Annotated in this window: 20 protein-coding genes; 9 read left to right on the top strand and 11 right to left on the bottom strand. The window is 37.3% G+C overall.

All coding sequences use genetic code 11. From position 1 onward, the window contains the following. Positions 1-275: 275 nt before the first annotated feature. Positions 276-881, top strand: coding sequence for a hypothetical protein (locus QV04_RS07770; RefSeq protein WP_065231214.1), 606 nt, complete (start codon positions 276-278; stop codon positions 879-881). An 85-nt stretch (positions 882-966) separates the two neighbouring features. Here QV04_RS07770 and QV04_RS07765 read toward each other — a convergent pair whose 3' ends face one another. Then, the gene (locus QV04_RS07765; RefSeq protein WP_039092605.1) at positions 967-2,157 is read right to left on the bottom strand and encodes an MFS transporter; all 1,191 of its coding nucleotides are present in this window, start codon (positions 2,155-2,157) and stop codon (positions 967-969) included. 73 nt (positions 2,158-2,230) lie between these two features. Beyond that, positions 2,231-3,034, bottom strand: a complete 804-nt coding sequence (locus QV04_RS07760; RefSeq protein WP_065231213.1) for an MOSC domain-containing protein — start codon at positions 3,032-3,034, stop codon at positions 2,231-2,233. Between the two features lie 312 nt (positions 3,035-3,346). Here QV04_RS07760 and QV04_RS07755 point away from each other — a divergent pair, with 312 nt between their 5' ends. Both QV04_RS07755 and QV04_RS07750 read left to right on the top strand, forming a co-directional pair. After that, on the top strand, positions 3,347-3,685 hold the full coding sequence (locus tag QV04_RS07755) for a P-II family nitrogen regulator (RefSeq protein ID WP_021461778.1): 339 nt from the start codon (positions 3,347-3,349) through the stop codon (positions 3,683-3,685). Positions 3,686-3,729: 44 nt separating this feature from the next. After that, complete coding sequence (locus QV04_RS07750; protein ID WP_065231212.1) at positions 3,730-5,022, top strand: ammonium transporter; 1,293 nt, start codon at positions 3,730-3,732, stop codon at positions 5,020-5,022. A 222-nt stretch (positions 5,023-5,244) separates the two neighbouring features. On the opposite strand, the gene cydC is transcribed toward QV04_RS07750, so the two are convergent. The 4 genes from cydC to QV04_RS07730 form a co-directional block, all read right to left on the bottom strand. After that, entirely contained in the window at positions 5,245-6,987 is a 1,743-nt protein-coding gene (cydC, locus tag QV04_RS07745; RefSeq protein WP_065231211.1) for a heme ABC transporter ATP-binding protein/permease CydC, read from the bottom strand. A gap of 10 nt (positions 6,988-6,997) precedes the next feature. Next, positions 6,998-8,752: a heme ABC transporter permease/ATP-binding protein CydD gene (cydD, locus tag QV04_RS07740; RefSeq protein ID WP_065231210.1), complete on the bottom strand. Its 1,755-nt coding sequence runs from the start codon at positions 8,750-8,752 to the stop codon at positions 6,998-7,000. Between the two features lie 61 nt (positions 8,753-8,813). Next, positions 8,814-9,776 carry a thioredoxin-disulfide reductase gene (gene trxB, locus QV04_RS07735; protein WP_065231209.1) on the bottom strand — a complete coding sequence of 321 codons (963 nt, stop codon included), beginning with the start codon at positions 9,774-9,776 and terminating at the stop codon, positions 8,814-8,816. Positions 9,777-9,811: 35 nt separating this feature from the next. Then, the gene (locus tag QV04_RS07730) at positions 9,812-10,660 is read right to left on the bottom strand and encodes a co-chaperone YbbN (protein WP_065231208.1); all 849 of its coding nucleotides are present in this window, start codon (positions 10,658-10,660) and stop codon (positions 9,812-9,814) included. Positions 10,661-10,841: 181 nt separating this feature from the next. Here QV04_RS07730 and QV04_RS07725 point away from each other — a divergent pair, with 181 nt between their 5' ends. The 3 genes from QV04_RS07725 (at position 10,842) to QV04_RS07715 (ending at position 14,456) form a co-directional block, all read left to right on the top strand. Next, a complete protein-coding gene (locus tag QV04_RS07725; RefSeq protein ID WP_082985586.1) occupies positions 10,842-12,635 on the top strand; it encodes an AAA family ATPase in 1,794 nt (597 codons plus the stop codon). A gap of 136 nt (positions 12,636-12,771) precedes the next feature. Then, on the top strand, positions 12,772-13,317 hold the full coding sequence (fabA, locus tag QV04_RS07720) for a bifunctional 3-hydroxydecanoyl-ACP dehydratase/trans-2-decenoyl-ACP isomerase (RefSeq protein ID WP_039135774.1): 546 nt from the start codon (positions 12,772-12,774) through the stop codon (positions 13,315-13,317). Between the two features lie 212 nt (positions 13,318-13,529). Next, positions 13,530-14,456 (top strand): mechanosensitive ion channel family protein, encoded by a 927-nt coding sequence (locus QV04_RS07715; RefSeq protein WP_065231207.1) that lies wholly within the window; start codon positions 13,530-13,532, stop codon positions 14,454-14,456. A gap of 43 nt (positions 14,457-14,499) precedes the next feature. Here QV04_RS07715 and QV04_RS07710 read toward each other — a convergent pair whose 3' ends face one another. The 5 genes from QV04_RS07710 to QV04_RS07690 are packed head-to-tail and all read right to left on the bottom strand — an operon-like array spanning position 14,500 to position 19,865. Continuing rightward, on the bottom strand, positions 14,500-15,261 hold the full coding sequence (locus QV04_RS07710; RefSeq protein ID WP_065231206.1) for an ATP-binding cassette domain-containing protein: 762 nt from the start codon (positions 15,259-15,261) through the stop codon (positions 14,500-14,502). 4 nt (positions 15,262-15,265) lie between these two features. Next, positions 15,266-16,321, bottom strand: coding sequence for an oligopeptide/dipeptide ABC transporter ATP-binding protein (locus QV04_RS07705; protein ID WP_039171409.1), 1,056 nt, complete (start codon positions 16,319-16,321; stop codon positions 15,266-15,268). Between the two features lie 13 nt (positions 16,322-16,334). Then, the gene (locus QV04_RS07700; protein ID WP_065231205.1) at positions 16,335-17,222 is read right to left on the bottom strand and encodes an ABC transporter permease subunit; all 888 of its coding nucleotides are present in this window, start codon (positions 17,220-17,222) and stop codon (positions 16,335-16,337) included. Continuing rightward, positions 17,215-18,174, bottom strand: a complete 960-nt coding sequence (locus QV04_RS07695) for an ABC transporter permease (RefSeq protein ID WP_039135779.1) — start codon at positions 18,172-18,174, stop codon at positions 17,215-17,217. Before QV04_RS07695 ends, QV04_RS07700 begins: the two co-directional genes overlap by 8 nt. Beyond that, positions 18,171-19,865: an ABC transporter substrate-binding protein gene (locus tag QV04_RS07690; RefSeq protein ID WP_065231204.1), complete on the bottom strand. Its 1,695-nt coding sequence runs from the start codon at positions 19,863-19,865 to the stop codon at positions 18,171-18,173. Before QV04_RS07690 ends, QV04_RS07695 begins: the two co-directional genes overlap by 4 nt. 409 nt (positions 19,866-20,274) lie before the next feature. On the opposite strand from QV04_RS07690, the gene QV04_RS07685 reads away from it, so the two are divergent. The 3 genes from QV04_RS07685 to QV04_RS07675 all read left to right on the top strand — a co-directional run bounded on the left by QV04_RS07685 (position 20,275) and on the right by QV04_RS07675 (position 23,528). Next, positions 20,275-20,877: a YagU family protein gene (locus QV04_RS07685; protein ID WP_039135781.1), complete on the top strand. Its 603-nt coding sequence runs from the start codon at positions 20,275-20,277 to the stop codon at positions 20,875-20,877. Between the two features lie 186 nt (positions 20,878-21,063). Continuing rightward, positions 21,064-22,473 (top strand): YcjX family protein, encoded by a 1,410-nt coding sequence (locus QV04_RS07680; RefSeq protein ID WP_065231203.1) that lies wholly within the window; start codon positions 21,064-21,066, stop codon positions 22,471-22,473. After that, a complete protein-coding gene (locus tag QV04_RS07675; RefSeq protein WP_065231202.1) occupies positions 22,473-23,528 on the top strand; it encodes a YcjF family protein in 1,056 nt (351 codons plus the stop codon). Before QV04_RS07680 ends, QV04_RS07675 begins: the two co-directional genes overlap by 1 nt. Positions 23,529-23,690: the final 162 nt, after the last annotated feature.

Genomic DNA, 23,690 nt, shown 5'->3' with positions numbered 1-23,690 from the left:
GGCTAAATGTTCTTCTCATCTTAATATCCTTTTTTGTGATAGTTTACCACCTATTGAGGACTGCAAAATTAGGATATCACTATACACCAATCAAAATTACTCAACCTTCACAATACTCCCCTCCCCAATAATTATTTGTCTGACGCCTTTAAATCTGCCTATTTCAAATCTTTTAAACGATGTAATGAAATTTCAGTCGTTGTATTATATCTAGTGTTATAGTTATCGAAGGCTTTGGTACCATTTAAATTAATTTAAATCATAAGAGATTTATTATGCCTATTGAATTATTGACTGAATTTAAATATAAAATTCGTGCATCTATGTTTACCTTTTGGAACGAAGATGATATTGAAATTACCTTGCAAGCTACACCTGCTTTCCTCAGCTATAATCAAGACATTGCTGACGATTGTGTAGTCTTGGATATTCACGAATTAGTAGCCTCTCTAAAAATAAGTCCTCCAGCTAAAAGCTATCTTTTGACCTGTGAATGTGGGTATGCTGACGATGTTGGCATTACTGCTCCCATCTTACTCACTCATATTAAAGAATATATTTATTGGGATTTGGATATAACCCATTATCGCGCCATTTTATCCTTGCCTTATGCCGAAATTCCTGAAGGCATATTGCGTTTGATTTTTCCTAAACAGCAATATCGCAATGCCATTATCAGATTAGTGAAAACGTTACAACACTTTATTCTCAATGGCGTTGAAATCGATCTGTTAGAACCCCAGGATTTTACAAGAACTTATGACGCTGCTGCACTGGTAGATAGCATCAAACAGGAGCATCCGCAACTTAAATTTATTTCCGTGGATGAAATCAATCCTCACGGCTGCAATCACGAAGCGATTTTGAAGTATCAATTTTAGTTCGTTGATTACAATAGCAACCAACCCAACGCAAGAAAGAAAATTAATTGGAACTTGCGTTGGGATATTTTTGGATAAAAGAAAATTATTTTCGGCGTTGTTGCAATTCTACCTGACGCATTCCCCAGATACATAACGGAATAAAGGCTAGCAACACCAGTGAACCTAAAATAACACTCTGCCAAGCAAAATGTCGCCATAAGAAAATCAGATAAAAGCCGACAACACTTGAGCCGAAATAATAAAACGAGAGATATAACGCTGAGGCTAATGCTCTTGCCTGTTTAGCCTGTTTGCCGACCCAACCGCTTGCCAATGCGTGTGTTGTAAAAAAACCAACGCTACAGATTAATAACCCCATAATAATTAATGGCAATGATGACACCAACAACCATAACACCCCAACAATCAACACGCACCAGCCAAAAAACATTCCTTGTAAAGAGGAATAACGTTGTGTTAATTTTCCGGTCAAACTGGCGGCAAAGGTGCCGCTTAAATAGCATAAGAAAAGCAAAGAAACTTGTGTGGTCGAAAAATTATAAGGTTCGCTTAGCAGACGTAAACTCACTACAGAATACAGATTGATAAAGACACCGAACCCTAACCCTCCAATAAAAAATGTTCGCCATAATTTCGGATTACGGATATGTCCGCACAAATTATTTTTTAAATTCGTAAATTCTAATGTTTGCTTTTGGAAATGCTGCTCTTTAGGTAAACAATAAATAATCAGCAGTGCGCCGATAACCGCCAATATTCCGCAAAACAGCATCGGCATATTCAGCCCGAAATGATCAGCAAGAAACCCGCCCAATAAACGCCCTGAAATGCCGCCTAATGAGTTCGCAGCGATATATGAACCGACAACCGAAGTAATCGAACGCGGTTCAAATTCCTCACTAATATAAGCCACCGCAACTGCCGGCAATCCGCCTAAGGTTACCCCTTGAATAACACGCAATGTGATCCAACTACTGACACTATCAGCAAAATAAAGAATGATGCCCAAAATCGCCGTTAAAATTAGGCTAATCATCATCATTAGTCGCCGTCCGAAACGATCCGCCAATAAAGCCCACGGAATTAAACTCAAACTTAACCCTAATGAAGCACCGGCAAAGATCCAATTCGACAGAGTAATCGACACCTGATAAGTTTTCGCAAACTCTGCCAGAATCGGTTGTGCTGAATATAAATTACAGAACACTAAGAAAGAAGAGAATGCCAGTGCTGCACTGGCAAAATAGAATTCTCGAGAACGGAGTGTAATCATAATGCTGTATCATTTTAGGATTTAGGAAAGTATGATTTTATCTTAATCCTTTAACATTTCTTTTACAAACATTTTATTCTGCACAATATTGTAACACTGTCACTTTATCCCCGACTCGCACTACGCCACTATTCAACGGCACCAAATTAATACCAAATAACGGCTCACCATCAGCATTGGTATGCATTTTCTTTAAAGTACGGAAAGGCTCGCATTTTGCATCCAATTCTCCACTTTGCAAATTTCTGGTTGTTAAAATGCAACGAGATGATGGCTTGGCGTGGAAAAATTCCACTTCACCAATCTTAATTTTTAACCACTGCTCTTCAGCAAATGCCTCCTCGCCCGTTACCACCAAATTAGCACGAAATTGATCAATACTAATTGCTGTTGGGCACGCTGCCTGTACCGCATCAAAAGAACGTTGAGTAGCCAACAACAATGGGTAACCATCCGCGAATGAAACACTATTTTCAGGCATTTTTTTCACAAAACGTTGATCCACTTCCCCTAACCAACGTAATACCACCTCTTCCTGCAGTTTTTCGCTAAACCAACGATTAATATGCGCCGGCGCAACAAATGAAGGGAAATGCGTTCCCCACACTTCACAGCTTTCCTGCACATTAAAATCACGATAACGTACTACAATTTGCGAACCATCACAATGACGCACAATCAACCCTTGAGCCACCGGAAATGCAGAAAGTTGATATAAGGCACCGTGCTTACGCGCAGTAATAAATTTTCCATTAACATCCGTCAACATAAATTCACGATCAAAATTCAAACCGTGCGGCTGTACATACGCTTGTTGCACAAAATAGGGCTGTGTCGATTTGATTGGGAATAGGGTGATTTTTTGTACTTGATTCATTTTGCTTCTCCTCTTTTTTGCGCCTGTATCGACATTAATCTATAACGTTTTCAACTTAAAAGCCATATTTTTAATAAAAACATACCCTTTAAGCAGATCTTATAACGATTAAACAGAAAAAATCGTGATATCTTAATTTTTTTACAAAAATTATAAAAAATTGTTTGACACCATCTAATTTTTAATTTTATTATCTATACACAATTTAAATAAAAGCTGATTTTTATAAAAAACATCTAATAAAAATTAGAGTTTGTTAGAAAAAATCACACTTACTACATAGATTCTTATAAAAACATACAGGAGAAAGTTATGAAACTCGTTAGTGCAATTATTCAACCGTTCCGTTTGGATGAAGTTCGTGAAGCCTTGACCGACATTGGTGTACACGGTATCACGGTTAGTGAAGTCAAAGGTTTCGGTCGCCAAAAAGGGCATACTGAAATTTATCGTGGCAGCGAATATACCATCGACTTTTTACCAAAAATTCAGATCGATATTGCTGTCGGCGATGATTTAGTGGAAAACGTGATTGAAACCATTGTGGAAGCCGCCCAAACCGGTCGTGTCGGCGATGGCAAAATTTTTGTATTGCCACTTGAACAAGTTGTCCGTATTCGCACACGAGAAACCGGAGATGATGCACTCTAAATTCATTCAATAATGCAAACACAACACACTTAGGGGAAATGAAAATGAAAAAATATCGTTGGTTATTGGCATTCCTGCCAATCACGGCTCACGCAGAACTTACTGATTGGATACAACCAATCTCCGCCATCAGTGCCGGAGATACCGCTTGGGTTATGTTAGCCGCCATTTTAGTGCTATTTATGACTATTCCGGGGTTAGCACTCTTTTATGCCGGAATGGTTCGTAAGAAAAATATCCTTGCCACAATGGTACAAAGTTTCGCTGTTTGCTGCTTAGTAGCAGTGATTTGGTTAGTCTGCGGATACAGTTTAGCCTTTACACCGAACAACGCCTTTATTGGTGGCTTAGATCGCCTATTCCTAAACGGATTAAACGTTTTTACTGAACAAGAAAAACTCACTATTTATCCGGGTGCAGGCTCAATTCCGGAATCAGTATTTATGGTATTCCAAATGGCGTTCGCCATCATTGCCGGCGCGATTATTACCGGTGCTTTTGCTGAAAGAATTAAATTTGGTGCGGTTTTGGTTTTTGTCGGAATCTGGACATTATTGGTTTACGTCCCGACTGCCCACTGGGTATGGAGTATCGGCGGTTGGTTAGCGGAAGACGGTGTTCTCGACTACGCAGGTGGAACCGTTATCCATATTAACGCCGGTGTTGCTGGATTATGTGCTGCGCTCTTTATCGGCAAACGTATTGGTTATGGCAAAGATGCAATGCCTCCATACAACCTTACATTAACCTTAATCGGTTGTGCGATGCTTTGGATTGGTTGGTTCGGTTTTAACGCTGGTTCTGCCCTTGCTGCCGACAGCCGTGCCGGAATGGCATTAGCCACCACACAAATTGCTGCCGCAGTTGCCGCATTAACTTGGATGCTTTGCGAAGTAATCAACAAACATAAACCGTCCGCATTAGGTTTGGCATCCGGCGCAGTGGCAGGATTAGTTGGTATTACCCCGGCAGCAGGTTTCGTCTCCGCACAAAGTGCAGTGTTAATCGGCTTAATTACCAGTGTATTCTGCTTCGTGGCAGTCACCAAAATTAAATACAAATTAGGCTATGATGATTCGCTGGATGCATTCGGGATTCACGGTATCGGCGGTATTGTAGGTGCGGTATTGACAGGTGTCTTTGTTTCAACCGATATTACCGGCGGCGATGCCAGCGTATTGGCTCAAGTAGAAAGTGTCGTAATTACTTTAATCTACAGTAGTGTAATGTCTGTCATCATCCTTTGGGTAATGAGCAAATTTACAGACATCCGCGTTTCAACCGATGAAGAACGCCAAGGTTTAGACCTTGTTTCTCACGGCGAACGTTTAGAATAATAACCTCCAGTCACTAACCTATTGCTGCACCGATGAAAAAAGGTGCAGCTTTTTTGATCGGCACCTTTCTCAATTCTGCTTATTCAGCAGTAAGTTTAATAAAGATTAGCCCGTTTAGAATGTAAAATCGTCTGTAAATTAGATGAAGTAAGATAATCTTTTTGTTTCATACCAAACTCCCAATAACCAAAAAGCGCGTTGGTACGCGCCTTTTAGCATTATTTAATTTTCATTAATTCGGTTTAATAATTTATAAAAAATGGTTTCCTGACGACTTGCCAACGTTTGGAAATCGCCTTGCTCAACCACTTGGGCATTATCCATTACTACAAGTTGATCAAACTGTTCCAAACCGCTTAACCGGTGGGTCACCATAATCAATGTTTTATCTCGGCAGTGTTGCAATAACAGGGCAAGAATATGACGTTCCGTTTCACGATCCAAGCCCTCCGTCGGTTCATCTAATAAAATTATCGGAGCAGATGATAATAAAACTCGTGCAATCCCCAAACGGCGTTGTTCACCACCAGATAACGTTCTGCCACCATCACCAAGCCAGCTATCCAACCCCTGCTCTTGTTCAAGCAGATACTCTAACCCCACTTGCTTAATCACCTCATTAAGCTTTTGATCATCGGCATTAGGATTTGCCAGTAACAAATTTTGACGTAACGTATCACTAAAAATATGAACACGTTGTGTCAGTAGGATCATCTGTGAACGCAATGTTGGCTCACTATAAGCCGCTATCGGTTCACCTGCCAACAAAATTTGCCCCTGTGTTGCATCATAATTACGAATCAGAAGCTGCAATAATGTTGATTTACCACTACCGGTTTTTCCCAAAATGGCTATTTTTTGTTGTGCGGTGAAAGTGAGATTAATGCCTGATAACGCCTGTTCGGTACGATCCGGATAATGAAAATGAACATCTTGAAATGTTAATAATTTATCTGTGTGGCTTAGGTTGATTTGTTCAAGGTTGCCGTCAAATGTGACTAACGGCTGCTGCGTAATAATATCATTTACACGTTCCGCCGAAGCAATAACCTGCCCTAAGTGTAAGAATGCCGCACCAATCGGCATTAAAATTTCAAACGAGGCTAACGCAGAAAAAGTGACCAAGGCAATCAATGCCAATTTAAATTCATCATTGCCCATTGGCGTTGCTGCCGCCATCCATAATGTGCAAACAATCATTAAGCCATTGATAAACAACAAAATCGCACTGGACAAGCCTGATAACTGTGCCTCTTTTTGTTGATATTGCAACCAACTTTTTTCTGTTGTTGCTAATTGTTGTTTTAAATTATCGCTGGCATTAAACAGCAATAATTCAGCTTGAGCTTGGATATATTCAACAAATTGACTGCGGTATTGCGCTCGGGTTGCCGTCAGTTTTGCCCCGAACTTTCTACCCAAACGATAAAAAATGGTTGGTAACACCACTAATAACAATAAAAGCGTGCTTGCAATGAAACAGGCAATAGTTTTATCGAGAAAACTTAAGCCAATGCCGATAAAAAGAATCATCAAAACTGCACTGACGAACGGTGCAAACAACCGTAAATAAAGGGTATCCAGCGTATCCACATCCGCTACTAACCGATTCAATAATTCGCTATTACGATAACGGCTCAACACTGCCGGACTTAACGGAATAATTTTGGAAAAAATCATTACACGTAATTTTGCCAAAATTTCAAAGGTCACATCGTGGGTTACTATTTTCTCAAAATAACGTGCCACCGTACGTCCAACCGCCAATCCCCTTACTCCGGCAGAGGGATAGAAAAAATTAAACATTAACGACACGCCGGCAATAGCCGCTGCAGCTAAGAACCAGCCGGAAAGAGTTAATAAACCAATACTCGCCGCCAAACCGGTCAACATCAAAATAATGCCTAACACCAAACGTGCCGGTGAATGTTTAAACATCGCTAAAAATGGTAATAATGATCGCATCACTTTATCCTTAATTCACTTCCGTTTGTCGTTGTGCCAATAATTCAGCAAAAAATCCTTGATGTTGTAACTGAGTAAATTGTCCCTGTTGCACAATTTCCCCTGCTTGCATCACTAAAATACTATCGGATTGTTTCAAATCCTCAATGCGATGGGTGATCATTAATGTAGTTTTCGCTTTGCCTAATTGTTGTAAACTGTTCAACACCTGATTCTCAGAACGGGCATCCAAACTGGCGGTCGGCTCGTCCAATAGCAATAATGGCGTATCCTGCTTCAATAACGCTCTTGCCACCGCTAAACGTTGTGCTTGCCCAACTGATACCCCAAAACCACCATCCTGTAATGGTTTATCCAATAAAGGGATCAGTTCTTCAACATAAGCCTGTTGCAAAGCAGATTTGAGTTGTTCATTGCTAGCATTCTGATTAGCAAGACATAAATTTTCACGAATCGTGCCTTGCAACAATAATGGATTTTGCCCAACCCAAGCCAGTTTTTGTCGCCATACATTCAAATCCAGTTGATTCAGTTCAATACCATTAATCAATAAACTTCCTCGATAAGGTAAAAATCCCAATAACACATTCATCAGTGAGGTTTTTCCAGCACCGCTTTGCCCTACCAATGCGATATTTTCACCTGCATTAATGGTGAAAGTTAATGGTTTAGTCAATGCCTTACCTGCCGGAGACAACACCTCTAACGCTTTTGCTTCGATATGAATCGTGTTGCTATTAATTGTTTCACTTCCTTGCTGTGCGATTAAAAAATCCTGAGTAAGGAACTCTTCTATTGTATCTGCTGCCCCAATTGCAGCCGCTTTGTCGTGATAATAAGTGCCGAGATCACGCAATGGTTGATAAAACTCCGGAGCTAAAATCAAGCAGAAAAAGCCTGCAAACAATGTTACCCCCGTATCATAACTACCGAATTCGATTTGACCTAAATAACTGAAACCGAAATAAACTGCCGTCAAGGCAATAGAAATTGAAGTGAAAAATTCAAGTACTGCTGAAGAGAGAAAAGCGATTTTCAATACATCCATCGTTGTTTCACGGAAATCTTCAGTACTATCTTCAATTTGTTCCGTCTGTTGATGCGTTCGGTTAAAAATACGTAAATTTTCCAATCCCTGTAAACGATCTAAAAATTGACCACTTAGGCGAGAAAGCATAGTGATATTACGCTGATTGGCTTCCGCTGCCTTCATACCCACCAACGCCATAAAAATAGGAATCAATGGTGCCGTCAACAATAAAATCAAACCTGCCGCCCAATTTACCGGAAAAATAGCGATCAATAGGATCAATGGTGCCGCAACCGACAAATATTGTTGAGGTAAATAACGCGCATAAAAATTATGTAGATTCTCTACCTGCTCCAAAGCCAGTGTTGCCCAACTACCTACCGGTCTATAAGCCAATGTTGCCGGTCCGACTTGTTGTAATTTATTTAAAATCTGTTGGCGTAAATGCTGACGTAACAATTTCCCGCTGTAAAAGCCAACTTTCTCTCGAGCATAAAGCAACCCTGCCCTAACAAGAAAAATAATCGGCAATACAATAAATGAAGGTAAAAGCTGTTCACGCGGTAACTGTGCAATAATGAGGTCGTGCAGTAATCCTGCCAATAACCAAGTTTGAACAACTAATAGAATTGTTGAAATAATCGCAAATAGAAGGTTTAATCTTAAAGGCTTGCGAATCAGTTTATTTTGCTGTTTTAACCAGTTTTGTAATTGCTTTTGGCGTGATTTTTCCATAACGGTTTAAAGACAAAAAGAGAAACAAAATCCCCTCAAAAGATTGAGGAGAATGACATCATTAAGCACCTTTCGCTGATTGTGCATCAAGATAACGTTCAGCATCCAACGCTGCCATACATCCGGTTCCCGCTGAAGTAATTGCTTGACGATAATGTTGATCCATCACATCGCCGGCAGCAAATACCCCCTCAACGGAAGTAGCAGTTGCATTGCCTTGTAAGCCTGATTTCACCACAATATAACCATTATTTAACGCTAATTGACCAGCAAAAATATCGGTATTCGGTGCGTGACCAATCGCTACAAAAACACCATCTACACTCAAAGTTTCTTGTTGTTCAGATTGTGTGTCTTTTAACTGTAAGTGAGTAACCCCCATATTGTCCCCACAAACCTCCGCTAAAGTACGATTAGTGTGCAACACGATTTTCCCTTCTTCCACCTTCTTCATTAGACGATCCAAGAGAATTTTTTCGCTACGAAATTCATCACGACGATGCACTAAATGTACAGTGGACGCAATATTAGCTAAATATAACGCCTCTTCTACAGCAGTATTACCACCACCAATCACAGCTACCGGCTTATTGCGATAGAAGAAACCATCACAAGTAGCACAAGCTGATACACCGCGACCTTTATAATTCTCTTCCGATGGTAAGCCTAAATATTTTGCCGATGCTCCAGTAGCAATAATTAGGGCATCACAAGTAAATGTTTGGCTATCACCATATAAAGTGAATGGACGCTTGGCGAGATCAACTTTATTAATATGATCGAACACAATTTCTGCTTCAAATTTTTCAGCGTGTTCCAACATTCTTTGCATTAATTCGGGGCCTGTGGTTTCACCTGCATCACCTGGCCAATTTTCAATTTCATTGGTTGTAGTTAATTGTCCACCTTGTTGTAAACCGGTTACCAATACTGGTTTTAAATTTGCACGCGCTGCATAAATTGCAGCAGTGTAACCTGCTGGGCCGGAACCTAAAATTAATAATTTACTATGTTTTGTTTCCATTTTTTGCCTCTACTCTTGTTCTTACAAAAACGCCGTTAATACAACAATGAATATACTAACCGACGATATTTATTCGTTAACGGATCACTATTTCCTAAAGCTGATAAAATCGCCAAATATTGACGTTTAACCTCTCCCTCTTCAGCATTTAGATCTTTTTGTAAAATTGATAATAACAAATTCAATGCTTCTTCATTACGATTCGCTTGATGCAGTTGTACCGCTAATTTAATCGCAATTTCCGCTGTCGGATTTTTTTGATAATCCTGCTGTAACTGCTGAATTTCCGGTGTATCTGCCGCTTGAATTAATAATTCGATTTGTGATTGCAAACCTTGCCAACGACTATCCCTATCTTGTAATGGAATCTGATTAAGAATTTCCTGTGCCGGCTCAACCTTTTTCATTGCAATATAGGTTTCAGCATATAACAGCGCAACCTCACTGTTTTTCTTATCGGAAAGTTCCCACGCCTGTTTTAACAGCGGTAATGCTTGTTCATAATTTTCTACTGCTAAATAATCCAACGCTTGATTAAATTTGATTTCGTCCTCTTTCGGCAAAATTACTTGCAAACGTTGTTCCAATTCCGCCTCTGGTAACATACCTTGAAAACCATCCACCGGTGCGCCATCTTTAAAAAGATAGGTGGTAGGCAGCGCTTGAATACGAAATTGCGCAGCAATCATCTGTTCCGTTTCGCAATTAACCTTCGCAATAATAAACTGCCCTGCATATTTTGCAGCAAACTGTTCCATTGTTGCGACAAAATCAAGCGAAGTACGATCCGAAGGTGCATAAAACAGAAATACCAGTGGGTGAGTTTTCCCCATATCCAGCACTTCTGCCAAATTTTGCTCGTTTACTTCAATAATTTGTTGCATATATTATCCCTGCTCTTCCAACAAAAGTTATTAAAGTTTAACAAAAAGCAAATACATTCGCAGTATCAATTTAGAATGATTCCATCTATTGTAGGATTTTTCAGCGGAACACTTAATCAAGAAAGAAGTTATAAGTACTTTTGTGTATAATTTGCCGGTTAAATTTATTATGAGAACGATTATGGATTTATTAAAACTAAAATGGCAAGCATTGGCACCTACCTTCTCTTTTTCTCAACAATCTGTAGAGCCGCAACAAACTTTTTGGGATCTTCAGCCAAGAGCCACTGCCGCTATTGATAATTGGCTGGCACAAAATAGCAATGCAATTTTAGTGCTAAAAGGCGAAGAGCAGTTTGTCGATTTGCTAAGACTGCAACACTATTTAATAGAGCATTATTTTGCCGATAAACCTGTAACAGTGAATGGCGTGCATTACCAATTTCAGCAGCCTGATGCCAATGATTTTCCGACAATTGAGATGCGTCCGGCGCAATCCGTACAAGATAACTTTGCTCAACGGTATTGGGTGAAATGTGCCGATTATCTCTCTCCACAATATCTTTTTGGGCAAGTGTTGCAACTGGTTAACAGTAATAAAATCCAACTGATACCGGGTTTAATTCACCAAGTGAACGGTGGTATCCTCATTTTGTCTGCTGCGCAGTTACTCTCTCAGTTTGACCTTTGGCAACGTTTATTAAGCATTCTGCAACAGCAACAATTTCATTGGCAATTGGATGATATTTTACAGCGTCAAATCTGCGTTATTCCGCCGATGCCATTGAAATTAAAATTAATTATTGTAGGCAGTCGAGATAATCTTGCCGAATTTGAAACTTTTCAGACCGATCTTTATCAATTAGCAGATTATGCTGAAATTGCCGCTTATACGGACATTGAAGATCAAGCACAGCAGCAACAATGGACAAGCTATCTATGCAATTTGGCACAAAATGAGCTGCAATGTGAACTCGATCTTTCCGCCATTAATCGGATTTATCAATGGCTGACCAGAGAAAGTGAAGATCGGCATTTAATCGCCAATTCACCAACACAGCTTATCACTATTCTGAAAGGTGCATTAAGTTATCAAGCAAACAGCAACGATAACATCATTAATGCGGAAATGGTGGAACAATTCTATCAGCAACAGTGTTATCAACGCGATCTGTTGCAGCAACGCAGTTATCAAAGCATTCTTGCTGAACAGGTTTACATCGACACTGAGGGCGAAGAAATCGGACAAATCAATGGCCTATCCGTGATTGAATATCCGGGTGTTCCTTATAGTTTCGGTGAACCGTCCCGTATCAGTTGTTTAGTGCAAATCGGCGAAGGAGGTGAAATTGTCGATGTTGATCGCAAAAATGAATTGGCCGGCAATATTCACAGTAAAGGAATGATGATTGCACAATCTTGTTTAAGCAATATTTTGCAATTACCGAGTCAACTTCCCTTCTCCGCTTCACTGGTTTTTGAACAGTCGTACACTGAAATTGACGGCGACAGTGCCTCATTAGCCATGTTATGTGTGCTTGTCAGTGCGCTTGCCGAATTACCGTTACCGCAAAATATCTCGGTAACAGGCGCTATCGATCAATTCGGCTTAGTTCACGCTGTTGGCGGCGTCAATCAAAAAATTGAAGGCTTCTTCGCCATTTGCCAACAACGTGGTTTAAATGGTCGCCAAGGCGTTATTATTCCTGCCGTTGTCTGCAATCAACTCAGCCTAAATCAAGAAGTGATTGATGCGGTGAGAAATCAACAATTCCATCTTTGGATTGTGGAGGATGCGGCACAAGCATTACAAATTTTATTACAACGTGATTTAATCGAAATGCCGGATAAAATTTATCACACCGATAATCGTCCGTTAAATCAACTCATTTTGCAGAATATCGAACAAAAATCAGAACATAAATCAGGTTGCTCAAAGTGGTTTTCCTGGTTAAGTGCGATGAAAAAAGCATAAAACGAACAAAAACTGATCCGACCATTCAGCTAACAGATGTAAGCTATTTTAAAAAGTATTTTTCCTTGCTAAAATAGTTCACATCTCGTTTTCCCTTTTTGGAAAAATCTTTTTATGCATATCGCAGGAGATCAGTATGCCTAACACAAGTACACAAAAAAGAAATTTTACCGCTCAGAAATCATTTAATTATGAAGACTTATTAGCTTCCGGTCGAGGCGAATTATTCGGCGAAAAAGGACCGCAACTACCAGCACCATCAATGTTAATGATGGATCGTATTGTCGAAATGGATGAATATAAAGGTCGATTTGGCAAAGGTTATATTGAAGCTGAACTTGATATACGCCCAGATTTACCATTTTTCGGTTGTCATTTTATTGGCGATCCCGTAATGCCCGGCTGCTTAGGTTTAGATGCAATGTGGCAATTAGTCGGTTTCTTCTTAGGGTGGATCGGTGGTGAAGGTAAAGGACGAGCATTAGGAGTAGGTGAAGTAAAATTCACTGGACAAATTTTGCCTACTGCTCAAAAGGTAACTTATCGCATCCATTTAAAACGTGTAATTAACCGCAAACTAATTATGGGATTAGCAGACGGAGAAGTAGAAGTTGACGGTCGTATTATTTATACTGCGACTGATCTAAAAGTAGGATTATTCCAAGATACAACAATGTTCTAATAATCAAATCAAATAAAGATGGGAAATTTTCCATCTTTATTATTATAAAAATTATTTTTAGTTATTAAATATCAAACCTATTTTCTAATGACATACTGACAAAAATTATAATAATGATTACTAAAAATCATATTTTCTTATAAATCTCATTCTTTAATTTTTTAAATTATCTCATTATAATAGTTTCCTTTTATCAATTAACAGGAGAAGCTATGTCACAAAATACAGAACATGTTAACAATCAAGTTAGCAATGCTTTAGATTTACAAAATGTTGATTGGCATTCATTATTAGATGAACGACATTTACTTAATATTTTTAATGGCTGGATTGTTCCTTATTCAATTAAAATTTTATTAGCTATCGTTATTTTCTTGGTTGGGAAGCGACTAGCAAAATTTATTAGTAAATTATTAGCAACAATGATTCTTCGCACAGTAAAAGATGAGATGTTAAGTGAATTTATTCGATCAATTGCCTATTTTGCTTTATTATTAATTGTAGTAATCGCATCACTCTCTCAACTAGGCATTAATACTACCTCTTTGGTAGCATTAATTGGTGCTGCCGGTTTAGCTATCGGTTTATCCCTACAAAATTCACTGCAAAATTTTGCTGCTGGTGTGATGATTTTGATATTTAAACCTTTCCGTAAAGGGGACTTTATCGAAGTTGCCAGTGGTTCCGGAACAGTAACACAAATTGGTTTATTAATGCTGGAACTAAGAACTGGAGATAATAAAACTGTATTAGTGCCGAATAATCAAATTTTCACACAAAAAATTACCAATTATTCTTTAAATTCGACTCGCCGTATTGACTTTATTTTTGATATTTCTTACGAATCGGATATTACCAAAGCAAAAGAAATTATTGCACGTTGTTTGCAAGAAGAACCTCGTGTATTAAAAGAACCAGCACCATTAATCGCAGTGGGTGCATTAGCGGCAAGTAGTGTTCAGTTATTTGTTCGTCCTTGGGTAAAAACTGCTGATTACTGGGGTGTACATTTTGATATTATGGAAAAAGTAAAATTAGAGTTTGATGAAGCTGGTATCGATATTCCGTTTAATCAACTGGATATTAATTTTCCTGAAAAAGCAGTAGAAATTATTAAGCAAAATTCAGAAAATAAATAAACTTTAATTCCAAAAATCAAGGCGTGTTCAAATTAGCACGCCTTTATTGTTGCAATAATCGTTTGGTATATTCGGTCTGTGGATCAGAAATTATTTCTAATGTATCTCCATATTCAATGATTTGCCCATCCTGCAACACTAATAATTGATCAGAAATATGTTTAATAATTCCAATATTTTGCCCAATATAAATATAAGCGATACCTAATTGTTCCTGTAATTTCAGTAATAAATTAATTAATTGAGCGCGTACTAAAGAGTCAAGAAAATTAAGTGCATCATCGACAATAATAACTTCCGGCTCTAAAATTACTGTTCTTGCCAGTGCTACCCGTTGTTTTTGACTGATCGTTAAATCACTGAAACGAATATTGGTATGATTCGGTGATAACCCGACTAAACGTAATGTATGAAAAATTTTCCGATTCCGCTCGCGTTCCGAAAGCGGTGTTGCTAATCTTAACGGTAAATCTAATGTCTGTCCCACATTTAAATGTGTATTAAATGTTGAGTTCGGATCTTGGAATAACATACGGATATGTTTAGAACGAAATGAATAGTCACCAAATTTCAGCAATTTATTTTTAAAATAAATTTCACCTCGGCTTGGCTCAGTAATGCCCATAATCATTTTTGCCAAAGTTGATTTACCCGAACTGTTTTCGCCAATAATTGCTAATGTTTGCTTTTGTTCCAATTGAAATGAAATATCTCTAACTGCATCAAAAGCTCGATTAAATAAGGATTTGCCGCTAGTCGGGAAGGTTTTAGTCAAATTCTCAATGCGTAATACTACTTCACCCATCTTATTACTCTTCTTTTCCAGTTAATGTTGCTTGGATCGTAATCGGCTCCACTTTCTCTTTTGTTTCAGAATGAACACGAATATTTAACGGATAATAACAAGCATATTCGTGTTGTTTTAATTTCCGCAACGGTGGTTTTATTACACATTTACGTTGAGAGAATGGGCATCGTGGCCCTAAACGACAACCAATCGGAATATTCGTTAATAAAGGTACCATTCCCGGTAATGCATTAAGCTGAGTTTTAGGCGCCAACGGAATATTATAATCCGGATTGGAATTCATTAACGCCATTGTATATGGATGAAATGGCGAATTCATAATAATCTCTTTCGGTCCACTTTCCACTGATTGACCACAATACAAAACATTAATTGTTTCACACCATTCGCTGACAGAAACTAAATCACTGCTTAAAAATAAAATCGTAGTACCGTGATTTTGATTCATTGCTAATAAAAGACGGTAAATTTGACTTTGTGTATTAGTTCCTAGTGCGGTTGTTGCTTCGTCAGCAATCAATAAACGGGGCTGATTAGCAATTGCCATTGCGATCATCACTTTTTGTCCTTCACCTTCCGTAATTTCGTTAGGATAACTTCGCATAATATCTTTATGATCACGAATACCAACACGATGCAACAATTCCACAACACGCCGCTTTTTCCAACCAAACCAACGCCACCATTTGCCTTTGAAAGTCCAATTTGGAATAGATTGAATCAGCTGATCTCCAATGGTTTTACTTGGGTCGAGATAAGTCAAAGGATCTTGATAAATTAGTGAAATTTCTCTGCCAACCAGTTTACGTCTCTTTGCCGGTGAAAGTTTTAATAATTCAATATCATTAAAACGGAACCGATCCGCACTAATAATCCAATCATCTTTTACAGCATTACAAATTACTTTAGCAATTAAACTTTTCCCTGAACCCGATTCCCCAACTAATGCATAAATATCTTCTTCATTAATAGTTAAGTTCACATTATCAACAATGCGAATTTTTCCATTTGCTGTTTTAATATCAATACATAAATTACGAATATCCAATAAAGCCATTATTTTCTCCCTCCTATGAATAATATTTATAGAAGGATCGTAATAAGCTGTTACTTAATACGTTAATGACCAAAATAGAAAACATTATCGCAGTTCCTGGTAACACAACCGCCCAAGGCGCAATATATAATAAATCAACCGAATCTCTTATCATCGCTCCCCATTCCGGCATTGTTGATGATGCTCCCAAAGAAATAAAGCTTAATGCACTCACATCCATAATTGCTAGAATAAATATTCTAGCTGTCTCTCTGACAAAAACCGGAAAAATATTAGGTAAAATAGTTTCTTTTAATAAAATATATTTTGAAATACCTTCCAAACGAAGTAATAATACATAATCTTTTTGTAATTCCTGTTGTACAGCATTATCTATTTGATGAATAAAATGAGGTAATAAAGCTAAAAAAATAGCCAACATTGCATTGGTTAACCCACTATTAATTAATGCCGAAATAATAATAGCGACCAATAAAATTGGAATGGATAAAAATACATCACCAAGATATTTTAATGTTCTAGATTTTACCCCTTGATTAATTCCAATGATTAACCCTAGACCACCACCAATTATTAAAATTGCTAACACAATAATCAATGCAGAACCGAATGTATAATGAACTCCCCATAAAATACGACTAAATAAATCTCGTCCGATATCATCAGTTCCCAATAAAAAAACTAAATTACCACTTTTATCCCAAAACGGTGGCATTAATTCATTACCTATAAATTGTTGATCCGGAGAATATGGCGATAAAAATGGTACTAAAATAGCAATAGCTACCAACCCGGAAAAACAGAATAAACTGAATAAAGCAATACGATCTTTGCTGAATATTTTCCAAATTGCTTTTTTCGCTTTTGTATTTCGGAAATCTTCCACCCTTTGCTCAATCATACCAAGCCTTTTTCTTAAACGGATCTAAAATAAATTCACTTAAATCTGCTAATAAATTAATAAATAATACCACTATTCCAATTACAATAACCCCACTTGCTACCGCATTATAATCCTGTTCAGAAAGTGCAGCAATTAACCACTGACCTATGCCAGACCAATTAAAAATATTTTCAATCAACATACAAGCTGCTAGTGTCAAAGTAAATGTACGAATAATATAAGGCAATATAGGTGCTAATGTGTTACGTAATAAATAAACACGAAGAATCTTAAATTTTGACCAACCACGAGTTAAAGCAGTCTTAGTATAATTGGCCGAAATAACCTGCTCCGCCCTATGCTGTGTTAATCGGATAATCTCCATCATCGGCATAATCATTAAAACTAATGTCGGCAATACCAAATGTTGCAATACACTTTGCACAATTTTAATTTTATACGGTTCTTCCACAAACCAAACATCAATAATCGCAAAACCGGTTACCGGTTTAATTTCATATAATGCATTATATTGACCAACTGATGAAATTTCCCAATTATAAATTGCTGCCAAATATAATAAAATTAAACCAATCCAATAAACTGGAATAGATAGCCCTACTGAAGAAAAACCTCGTATGAATTTACTAACAGAACGATTACTTAATGCTCCTATAAACCCTAATGGAATTCCAAATAACAAAGCCAAAATCATCGCAGCAATACATAATTCTAAAGTTGAAGGTAAAACAGATAAAATTTGATCTCTTAAGAGTTCACCACCGATATATGTAATACCAAAATCTGCATTTGCTAATTTTTCAATATACTGCAAATATCCTTGAAGGGTTGAACCTTCAAATAAGACTTGATTAAGAGGATCTTTCAACATAATGGTATATGCTAATATTGATAAAATCACTAAAGAGATAAAAATCAGTAATAGTCGTCTAATCAAAGCAATAATCATTTTTTACCCTCATTTAAAGACAATGACGAAAAATGAATATTTCCAAATGACGTCATATTTAATCCTATTACCCGATTATTTGAAACTAATACATTATTTACTGTAGCAATCGGGATAATCGGCACTTGTCTAATAATTAATTGCTGTGCCATATCATAGTCCAATGCTCTTAATAACTGTACATTAGTTTGCAATGCCCTAATTAATAATGCATCAAGCGGTGGATGACACCAATTACTTAAATTAGAGATAGTATTTTGTGATGCACAACTTAGTATCGGTCTTAGGAAACTATCCGGATCTAAATTATTGGTAATCCAGCCGGTTAAAATCATATCGTAATTATCTGTGCCATCCTCCATACTCTTTTTCAGAAAATTATAAGACACCACTTTTACATTCAATTTTATACCTAATTGTTCCAAATCATATTTTATCATTTCTGCTAACTTGACTGGATTAGGATCATAAACTTGCTCTTCATTAATTACCCAAAGAGAGAGATTAAGTAATTTATCAGATAATAATGATTTTGCCTTTATTGGATCATAATTATATTCAAATGAAGTCGCATTAAAACGCGAAGCCCACGAAATTTGCGGAATAATACTTTGTGCAATTTTAGCCGTATCATAAAAAATATGTTTAATAATCCGAGGTCGATTAATTGCATAAGCTATCCCTCGTCTTACATCAATATTTTGCATAATTGGGCGCTTCATATTTAATGCTAAAAAAGATAAATTCATACTATCGGAAGAACTTATTTGCACACTAGGCAAACGTTCATTTAATAATTTGAGCTGGCTTGCATCTGGAAATGCGACAATATCACATTCACCATTTAAAAACCTTGCCAAGCGTCCTGTTTTTGTTGTTGAAACATCAATGACAATATTTTTAATATTCGCTTTTTCTCCCCAATAACCATCATTTCTTACTAAGCGAATATTTTTATCACGAAAATAACTCTTTAATTGATAAGGCCCAGTACCGATAGGCAAAATATCCAATTGTGCCAAATTATCATCAGCATTGAGTTGTAGAGCATATTCATACGACAAAATCACGGCATTAGGTCCGGAAAGATGGGAAAGCACTGAAGCATCTGGGGAAACCAGATTAATCTGAACTTGATAAGGATTTAAAGCGACAACCGAATTAATTTTATTCCTTAATTTAATACTTTCAAAATAGGGGAAATGTTTATTTTTTGCTTTCTCATTGAACAACTGATATTGCGAAATTTTACTGTTTTCCTCATCAAAATCATCATTCACAGGCAAAATACCGTCATTTTTCCCTAAAATACGATTTAAAGAAAAAACAACATCTTCCGCATTAAAATCTCTTGTTGGCGTAAACCAACCTGTACTGTGAAATTTCACACCTCGACGTAAATTAATCAAAATATGTTTACCGTCCGCTGAGATGTGATACGAAGTTGCCAACGAAGGTACGACCTGATTATCATTTCCCGTCAGTTCAAATAATTTATTATATATCTGATCAGCAACAATATTGGTATGACTACCAATCTCTGCCGTTTGTGGATTCAACGACACAGGTAAATCGTGTGTACAATAAACTAAACCATTATTCAACACCTCTTTTGGAACTCTTGGTGCCGAAAATGCCGTCTGTACGAAGATAAAGCAGATAAAAATTGTAATATATTTAATCAAAGCCATTGAAAAACCAGCTTACTTACTAATCTATTCTCATCTAAATTCAGCAAACCAGCATATTAACTAGCGATTGCTCCTTTGTAAAAGGATATTATCGTTAATAGTCTATTAAATCATCAAAATCACGATCTTAATCAATACTTTGTTTTTAATTCTAGATACAAAAAATATCATAATCTTAATTAAAATACTCCAAACAGAATAAATTTCATTCCTTAATTTATAAAAAATTATCACTAAACCGATTTAGCTTTAATAAAATTGGTGTAATTTTTAACCAAATAACTCCTATTGATTATTTTTTTATTGTATAAAATATTTTTGTTTTATCATTTCGTCAGTTATCATTTCAACAAAATGAAAGCTAATAGTAAAAAACACTATATCTTATTGATAAAATTAGGAAATTTTTATGATTAATCTATTTCAACAAACAGAACCGAGTCGCCGTCGTTATGGTGTGGCGATTTTTGTCGGTATCATTGCCGGTATTATTTCAGCATTTGTAAAATGGGGAGCAGAACATCCTTTCCCACCTCGTAGCCCGTTAGATCTTTTCGTGGCAGCGTGTCAAGATCCGTCTCAAGCACTTGAGGTTTGTTCACGTGCTTTCTTAAATCCACCGCACGTCTTCTTAAGAGATTATTTAGGTATCGATCCGACTGCACCAGCATTTACCTTTGCAGATCAAGCATTTAACTGGATTGGTGTAACTCACATTATATTCTCTCTCGTTTTTGCTATCGCTTATTGTGTAGTTGCGGAACGCTTCCCTAAAGTCAAATTATGGCAAGGTGTATTGGCTGGTATTATCTGTGATATCTGTGTTCACTATATTACTTTCCCTTTGCTTGGTTTAACTCCACCGGTAGCAGAATGGCCATTCTACGAACACGTTTCAGAATTTGTCGGTCATATCTTCTGGTTCTGGACTATTGAAATTATCCGCCGTGATTTACGTAACCGTATCACTCACGAACCGGATGCAGAAGTCCCACTTGGTGAAAATCGCTAATCTGATTAAAAAACCTCCTTTTGAAAATACGTTTTAACATTATGTTAAAACGTATTTTTCTTTAATCTTTCTTAAAAATCGTTCTCTTGATAAAACGCAATTCATCGTTATATATCACAACAAATACTTTTTTCACTTCTAAAAAATCAGCTACACTAACAACAATTAAATAAATTTAAGTCTATTATGCTAAAAACGTTACAAAACGAACTAGATAATTTGATTGAACGCAGCTTGGATCAAACTTTACGTCTGGCGGTAACCGGCTTAAGCCAAAGTGGGAAAACTACATTTATCACCGGATTTATCAATCAACTATTATCATTAAATACGGTAGAACACCCTCAATTGCCATTATTCAATGCTGCTCGTCATCACCGCATTTTAGGTGTTAAGCGCCTAACTCAAAAAAATTGGGAGCTTCCCCGTTTTGAATATGAAGATAATTTGCTATCACTGCAAAAATCACCACCACAATGGCCTCAATCAACTCGTGGATTAAGTGAAACCAGATTAGAAATTCATTACCAACATAGCCAGAGTTTATTACGTCATATTAAAGCAAACGGTGTGCTTTATTTGGATATTTTTGACTATCCCGGAGAATGGCTGCTTGATTTGCCTTTATTATCACAGGATTTTCAGCGTTGGTCGCAAGCGATGCACCAACTGTTGCAAGGGGAACGAAAACAACTGGCGCAACCTTGGTTGGAAAAATTACAAAAACTCGATCTTACACAGACCGCAGATGAACACTTTTTAGCTCAACTTGCCAAAGATTACACTGACTATTTGCATCAATGTAAATCCGCCGGTTTTTACTTTATTCAACCGGGACGCTTTATTCTTCCCGGAGAAGCGGAAGGCGCAATCGCTTTGCAATTTTTTCCATTGGTTCATCTTTCTGAACAACAGTGGCAACAGTTACAAAAAAATGCCGACAAACAGAGTTATTTTTCGGTGTTGCAACAACGTTATTGCTATTACAGAGATCAAATTGTCAAAACCTTTTACCAGCAACATTTTTCACGTTTTGATCGTCAAATTATTCTGGCTGATTGTCTAACAGCGCTTAATCATAGCCATCAAGCGTTTATTGATATGCAAATGGCATTACGGGCTTTATTCCAAAGTTTTCATTACGGGCAACGCAATTTTTTCAGCCGTCTGTTTTCGCCAAAAATCGACAAATTGTTGTTTGCCGCAACTAAAGCGGATCATATTACAACCGATCAAATTCCCAATTTGATCAGTCTGTTACGACAATTAGTTCAGTCAGAAGGTGAGCATCTACAATTTTCACATATTGATATTGATTTCACTGCATTTGCTGCAATTCGTGCCACACAACAAGTTATTGTCGAAGAACACGGTCAACAATTTAAAGCCATTCAAGGCATTAGAAGTATAGATAAAAAATCGGTAACACTCTTTCCCGGTTCAGTACCACAACGATTACCAAGTACCGAATTTTGGGAAAATTCAACTTTTGAGTTTGATCAATTTGAACCACAAACTACGATTGAAGGTGAACCATTACCACATTTACGGTTTGATTCAGTTTTAGAATATTTATTAGGAGACAAATTAACATAATGAATGATAAACATTTATTTCAACAACAAAATAGCGAATCACAATCGGAACAGCTAAGAACAAAACGAGAATTTCACCCGACTCAAGTTGAACTCGATCAAAGCGCATATCAGGAAGAGGGTGAAATGGAGCAACAATTACAACGAGCCATTCAGCATCCGCTTTCTTGGTGGCAAAAAGGAGTAATCGGTACTATTGCGTTATTTGGCGCGGCAACCATTGCACAAGCAATTCAGTGGTTAATCGATGCTTGGCAACAGCACCAATGGATTAATTTCGCCTTTGCAATCGTTTTTGCTTCCATTGTCGTCTTTGGTATCAGTGCCGTAGTAAAAGAGTTTCGTCAATTACGACAACTAAAAAAGCTAGCAATATTACAACAACAGAGTCAACACTTGCAGCTTAATTCGCCAATCAGCAACATAGAAGATAGTACTAAGCTGACAAAGCAATTACTAAACTATATGCAAATATCACCACAGCAACCGCAATACCAACAGTGGCTGCAGTATGCAAATCAAGGTTATAATTCATCAGAATTGCTCAAACTATTCAGTGAAGAATTTCTGCATCCGCTCGATCAACAAGCACAAAAAATAGTCAATAAACAAGCCATTGAAGCAACAATGATTGTAGCAATTAGTCCATTAGCACTGGTGGATATGGCATTTGTTGCTTGGCGGCATCTACGTTTAATCAACAAATTGGCAGCATTATATGGGGTTAAATTGGGTTATTTTAGTCGCATCCGATTAATCAGAATGGTGTTGTTCAATATTGCTTTCGCCGGCGCAACTGATGTTATTCGGGATATTGGAATGGATTGGATTTCACAAGATCTTACTGCAAAGCTGTCAGCACGCGTAGCACAAGGCATTGGTGTCGGTCTGCTTACAGCACGATTAGGCATTAAAACGATGGAATTTTGTCGCCCCGTTCCTTTCACTGCAAAAGAGAAACCAAGATTACATACCATTCATAAATTATTAATTACTGAAGTTAAAAATGTGATTAAAGATAATATTTTCAAAACCGCAGAAAAAGAAGCACGTTAATATTATTACCTAGTGGCATGATGACTAACATTTTTTTGATGGGCAACATATGAAGGTTGCCCTATAACTAATTTATATTTATCCGTATTAGTTGTTGCCTTATTTGTCCACACTTTATAGAATAGCTTACCTTGTCTAAATGTGGTTTCATTGAAACTCTTC

It is taken from the genome of Gallibacterium genomosp. 1, from assembly GCF_001678575.1.
Taxonomy (GTDB): Bacteria; Pseudomonadota; Gammaproteobacteria; order Enterobacterales; family Pasteurellaceae; genus Gallibacterium.
Note: the sequence above shows the minus strand (reverse complement) of the source record. Positions and strands in the feature narration are given on the sequence as shown.

Coding starts and splice junctions, on each gene's coding strand:
- QV04_RS07690 (WP_065231204.1), bottom strand. CDS start 19,865: ATGGCTTTGATTAAATATATTACAATTTTTATCTGCTTTATCTTCGTA.
- cydD (WP_065231210.1), bottom strand. CDS start 8,752: ATGGAAAAATCACGCCAAAAGCAATTACAAAACTGGTTAAAACAGCAA.
- QV04_RS07685 (WP_039135781.1), top strand. CDS start 20,275: ATGATTAATCTATTTCAACAAACAGAACCGAGTCGCCGTCGTTATGGT.
- QV04_RS07765 (WP_039092605.1), bottom strand. CDS start 2,157: ATGATTACACTCCGTTCTCGAGAATTCTATTTTGCCAGTGCAGCACTG.
- QV04_RS07710 (WP_065231206.1), bottom strand. CDS start 15,261: ATGGGTGAAGTAGTATTACGCATTGAGAATTTGACTAAAACCTTCCCG.
- fabA (WP_039135774.1), top strand. CDS start 12,772: ATGCCTAACACAAGTACACAAAAAAGAAATTTTACCGCTCAGAAATCA.
- QV04_RS07755 (WP_021461778.1), top strand. CDS start 3,347: ATGAAACTCGTTAGTGCAATTATTCAACCGTTCCGTTTGGATGAAGTT.
- QV04_RS07675 (WP_065231202.1), top strand. CDS start 22,473: ATGAATGATAAACATTTATTTCAACAACAAAATAGCGAATCACAATCG.
- QV04_RS07750 (WP_065231212.1), top strand. CDS start 3,730: ATGAAAAAATATCGTTGGTTATTGGCATTCCTGCCAATCACGGCTCAC.
- trxB (WP_065231209.1), bottom strand. CDS start 9,776: ATGGAAACAAAACATAGTAAATTATTAATTTTAGGTTCCGGCCCAGCA.
- QV04_RS07770 (WP_065231214.1), top strand. CDS start 276: ATGCCTATTGAATTATTGACTGAATTTAAATATAAAATTCGTGCATCT.
- QV04_RS07760 (WP_065231213.1), bottom strand. CDS start 3,034: ATGAATCAAGTACAAAAAATCACCCTATTCCCAATCAAATCGACACAG.
- QV04_RS07705 (WP_039171409.1), bottom strand. CDS start 16,321: ATGGCTTTATTGGATATTCGTAATTTATGTATTGATATTAAAACAGCA.
- QV04_RS07695 (WP_039135779.1), bottom strand. CDS start 18,174: ATGATTATTGCTTTGATTAGACGACTATTACTGATTTTTATCTCTTTA.
- QV04_RS07715 (WP_065231207.1), top strand. CDS start 13,530: ATGTCACAAAATACAGAACATGTTAACAATCAAGTTAGCAATGCTTTA.
- QV04_RS07700 (WP_065231205.1), bottom strand. CDS start 17,222: ATGATTGAGCAAAGGGTGGAAGATTTCCGAAATACAAAAGCGAAAAAA.
- QV04_RS07730 (WP_065231208.1), bottom strand. CDS start 10,660: ATGCAACAAATTATTGAAGTAAACGAGCAAAATTTGGCAGAAGTGCTG.
- QV04_RS07680 (WP_065231203.1), top strand. CDS start 21,064: ATGCTAAAAACGTTACAAAACGAACTAGATAATTTGATTGAACGCAGC.
- cydC (WP_065231211.1), bottom strand. CDS start 6,987: ATGCGATCATTATTACCATTTTTAGCGATGTTTAAACATTCACCGGCA.
- QV04_RS07725 (WP_082985586.1), top strand. CDS start 10,842: ATGGATTTATTAAAACTAAAATGGCAAGCATTGGCACCTACCTTCTCT.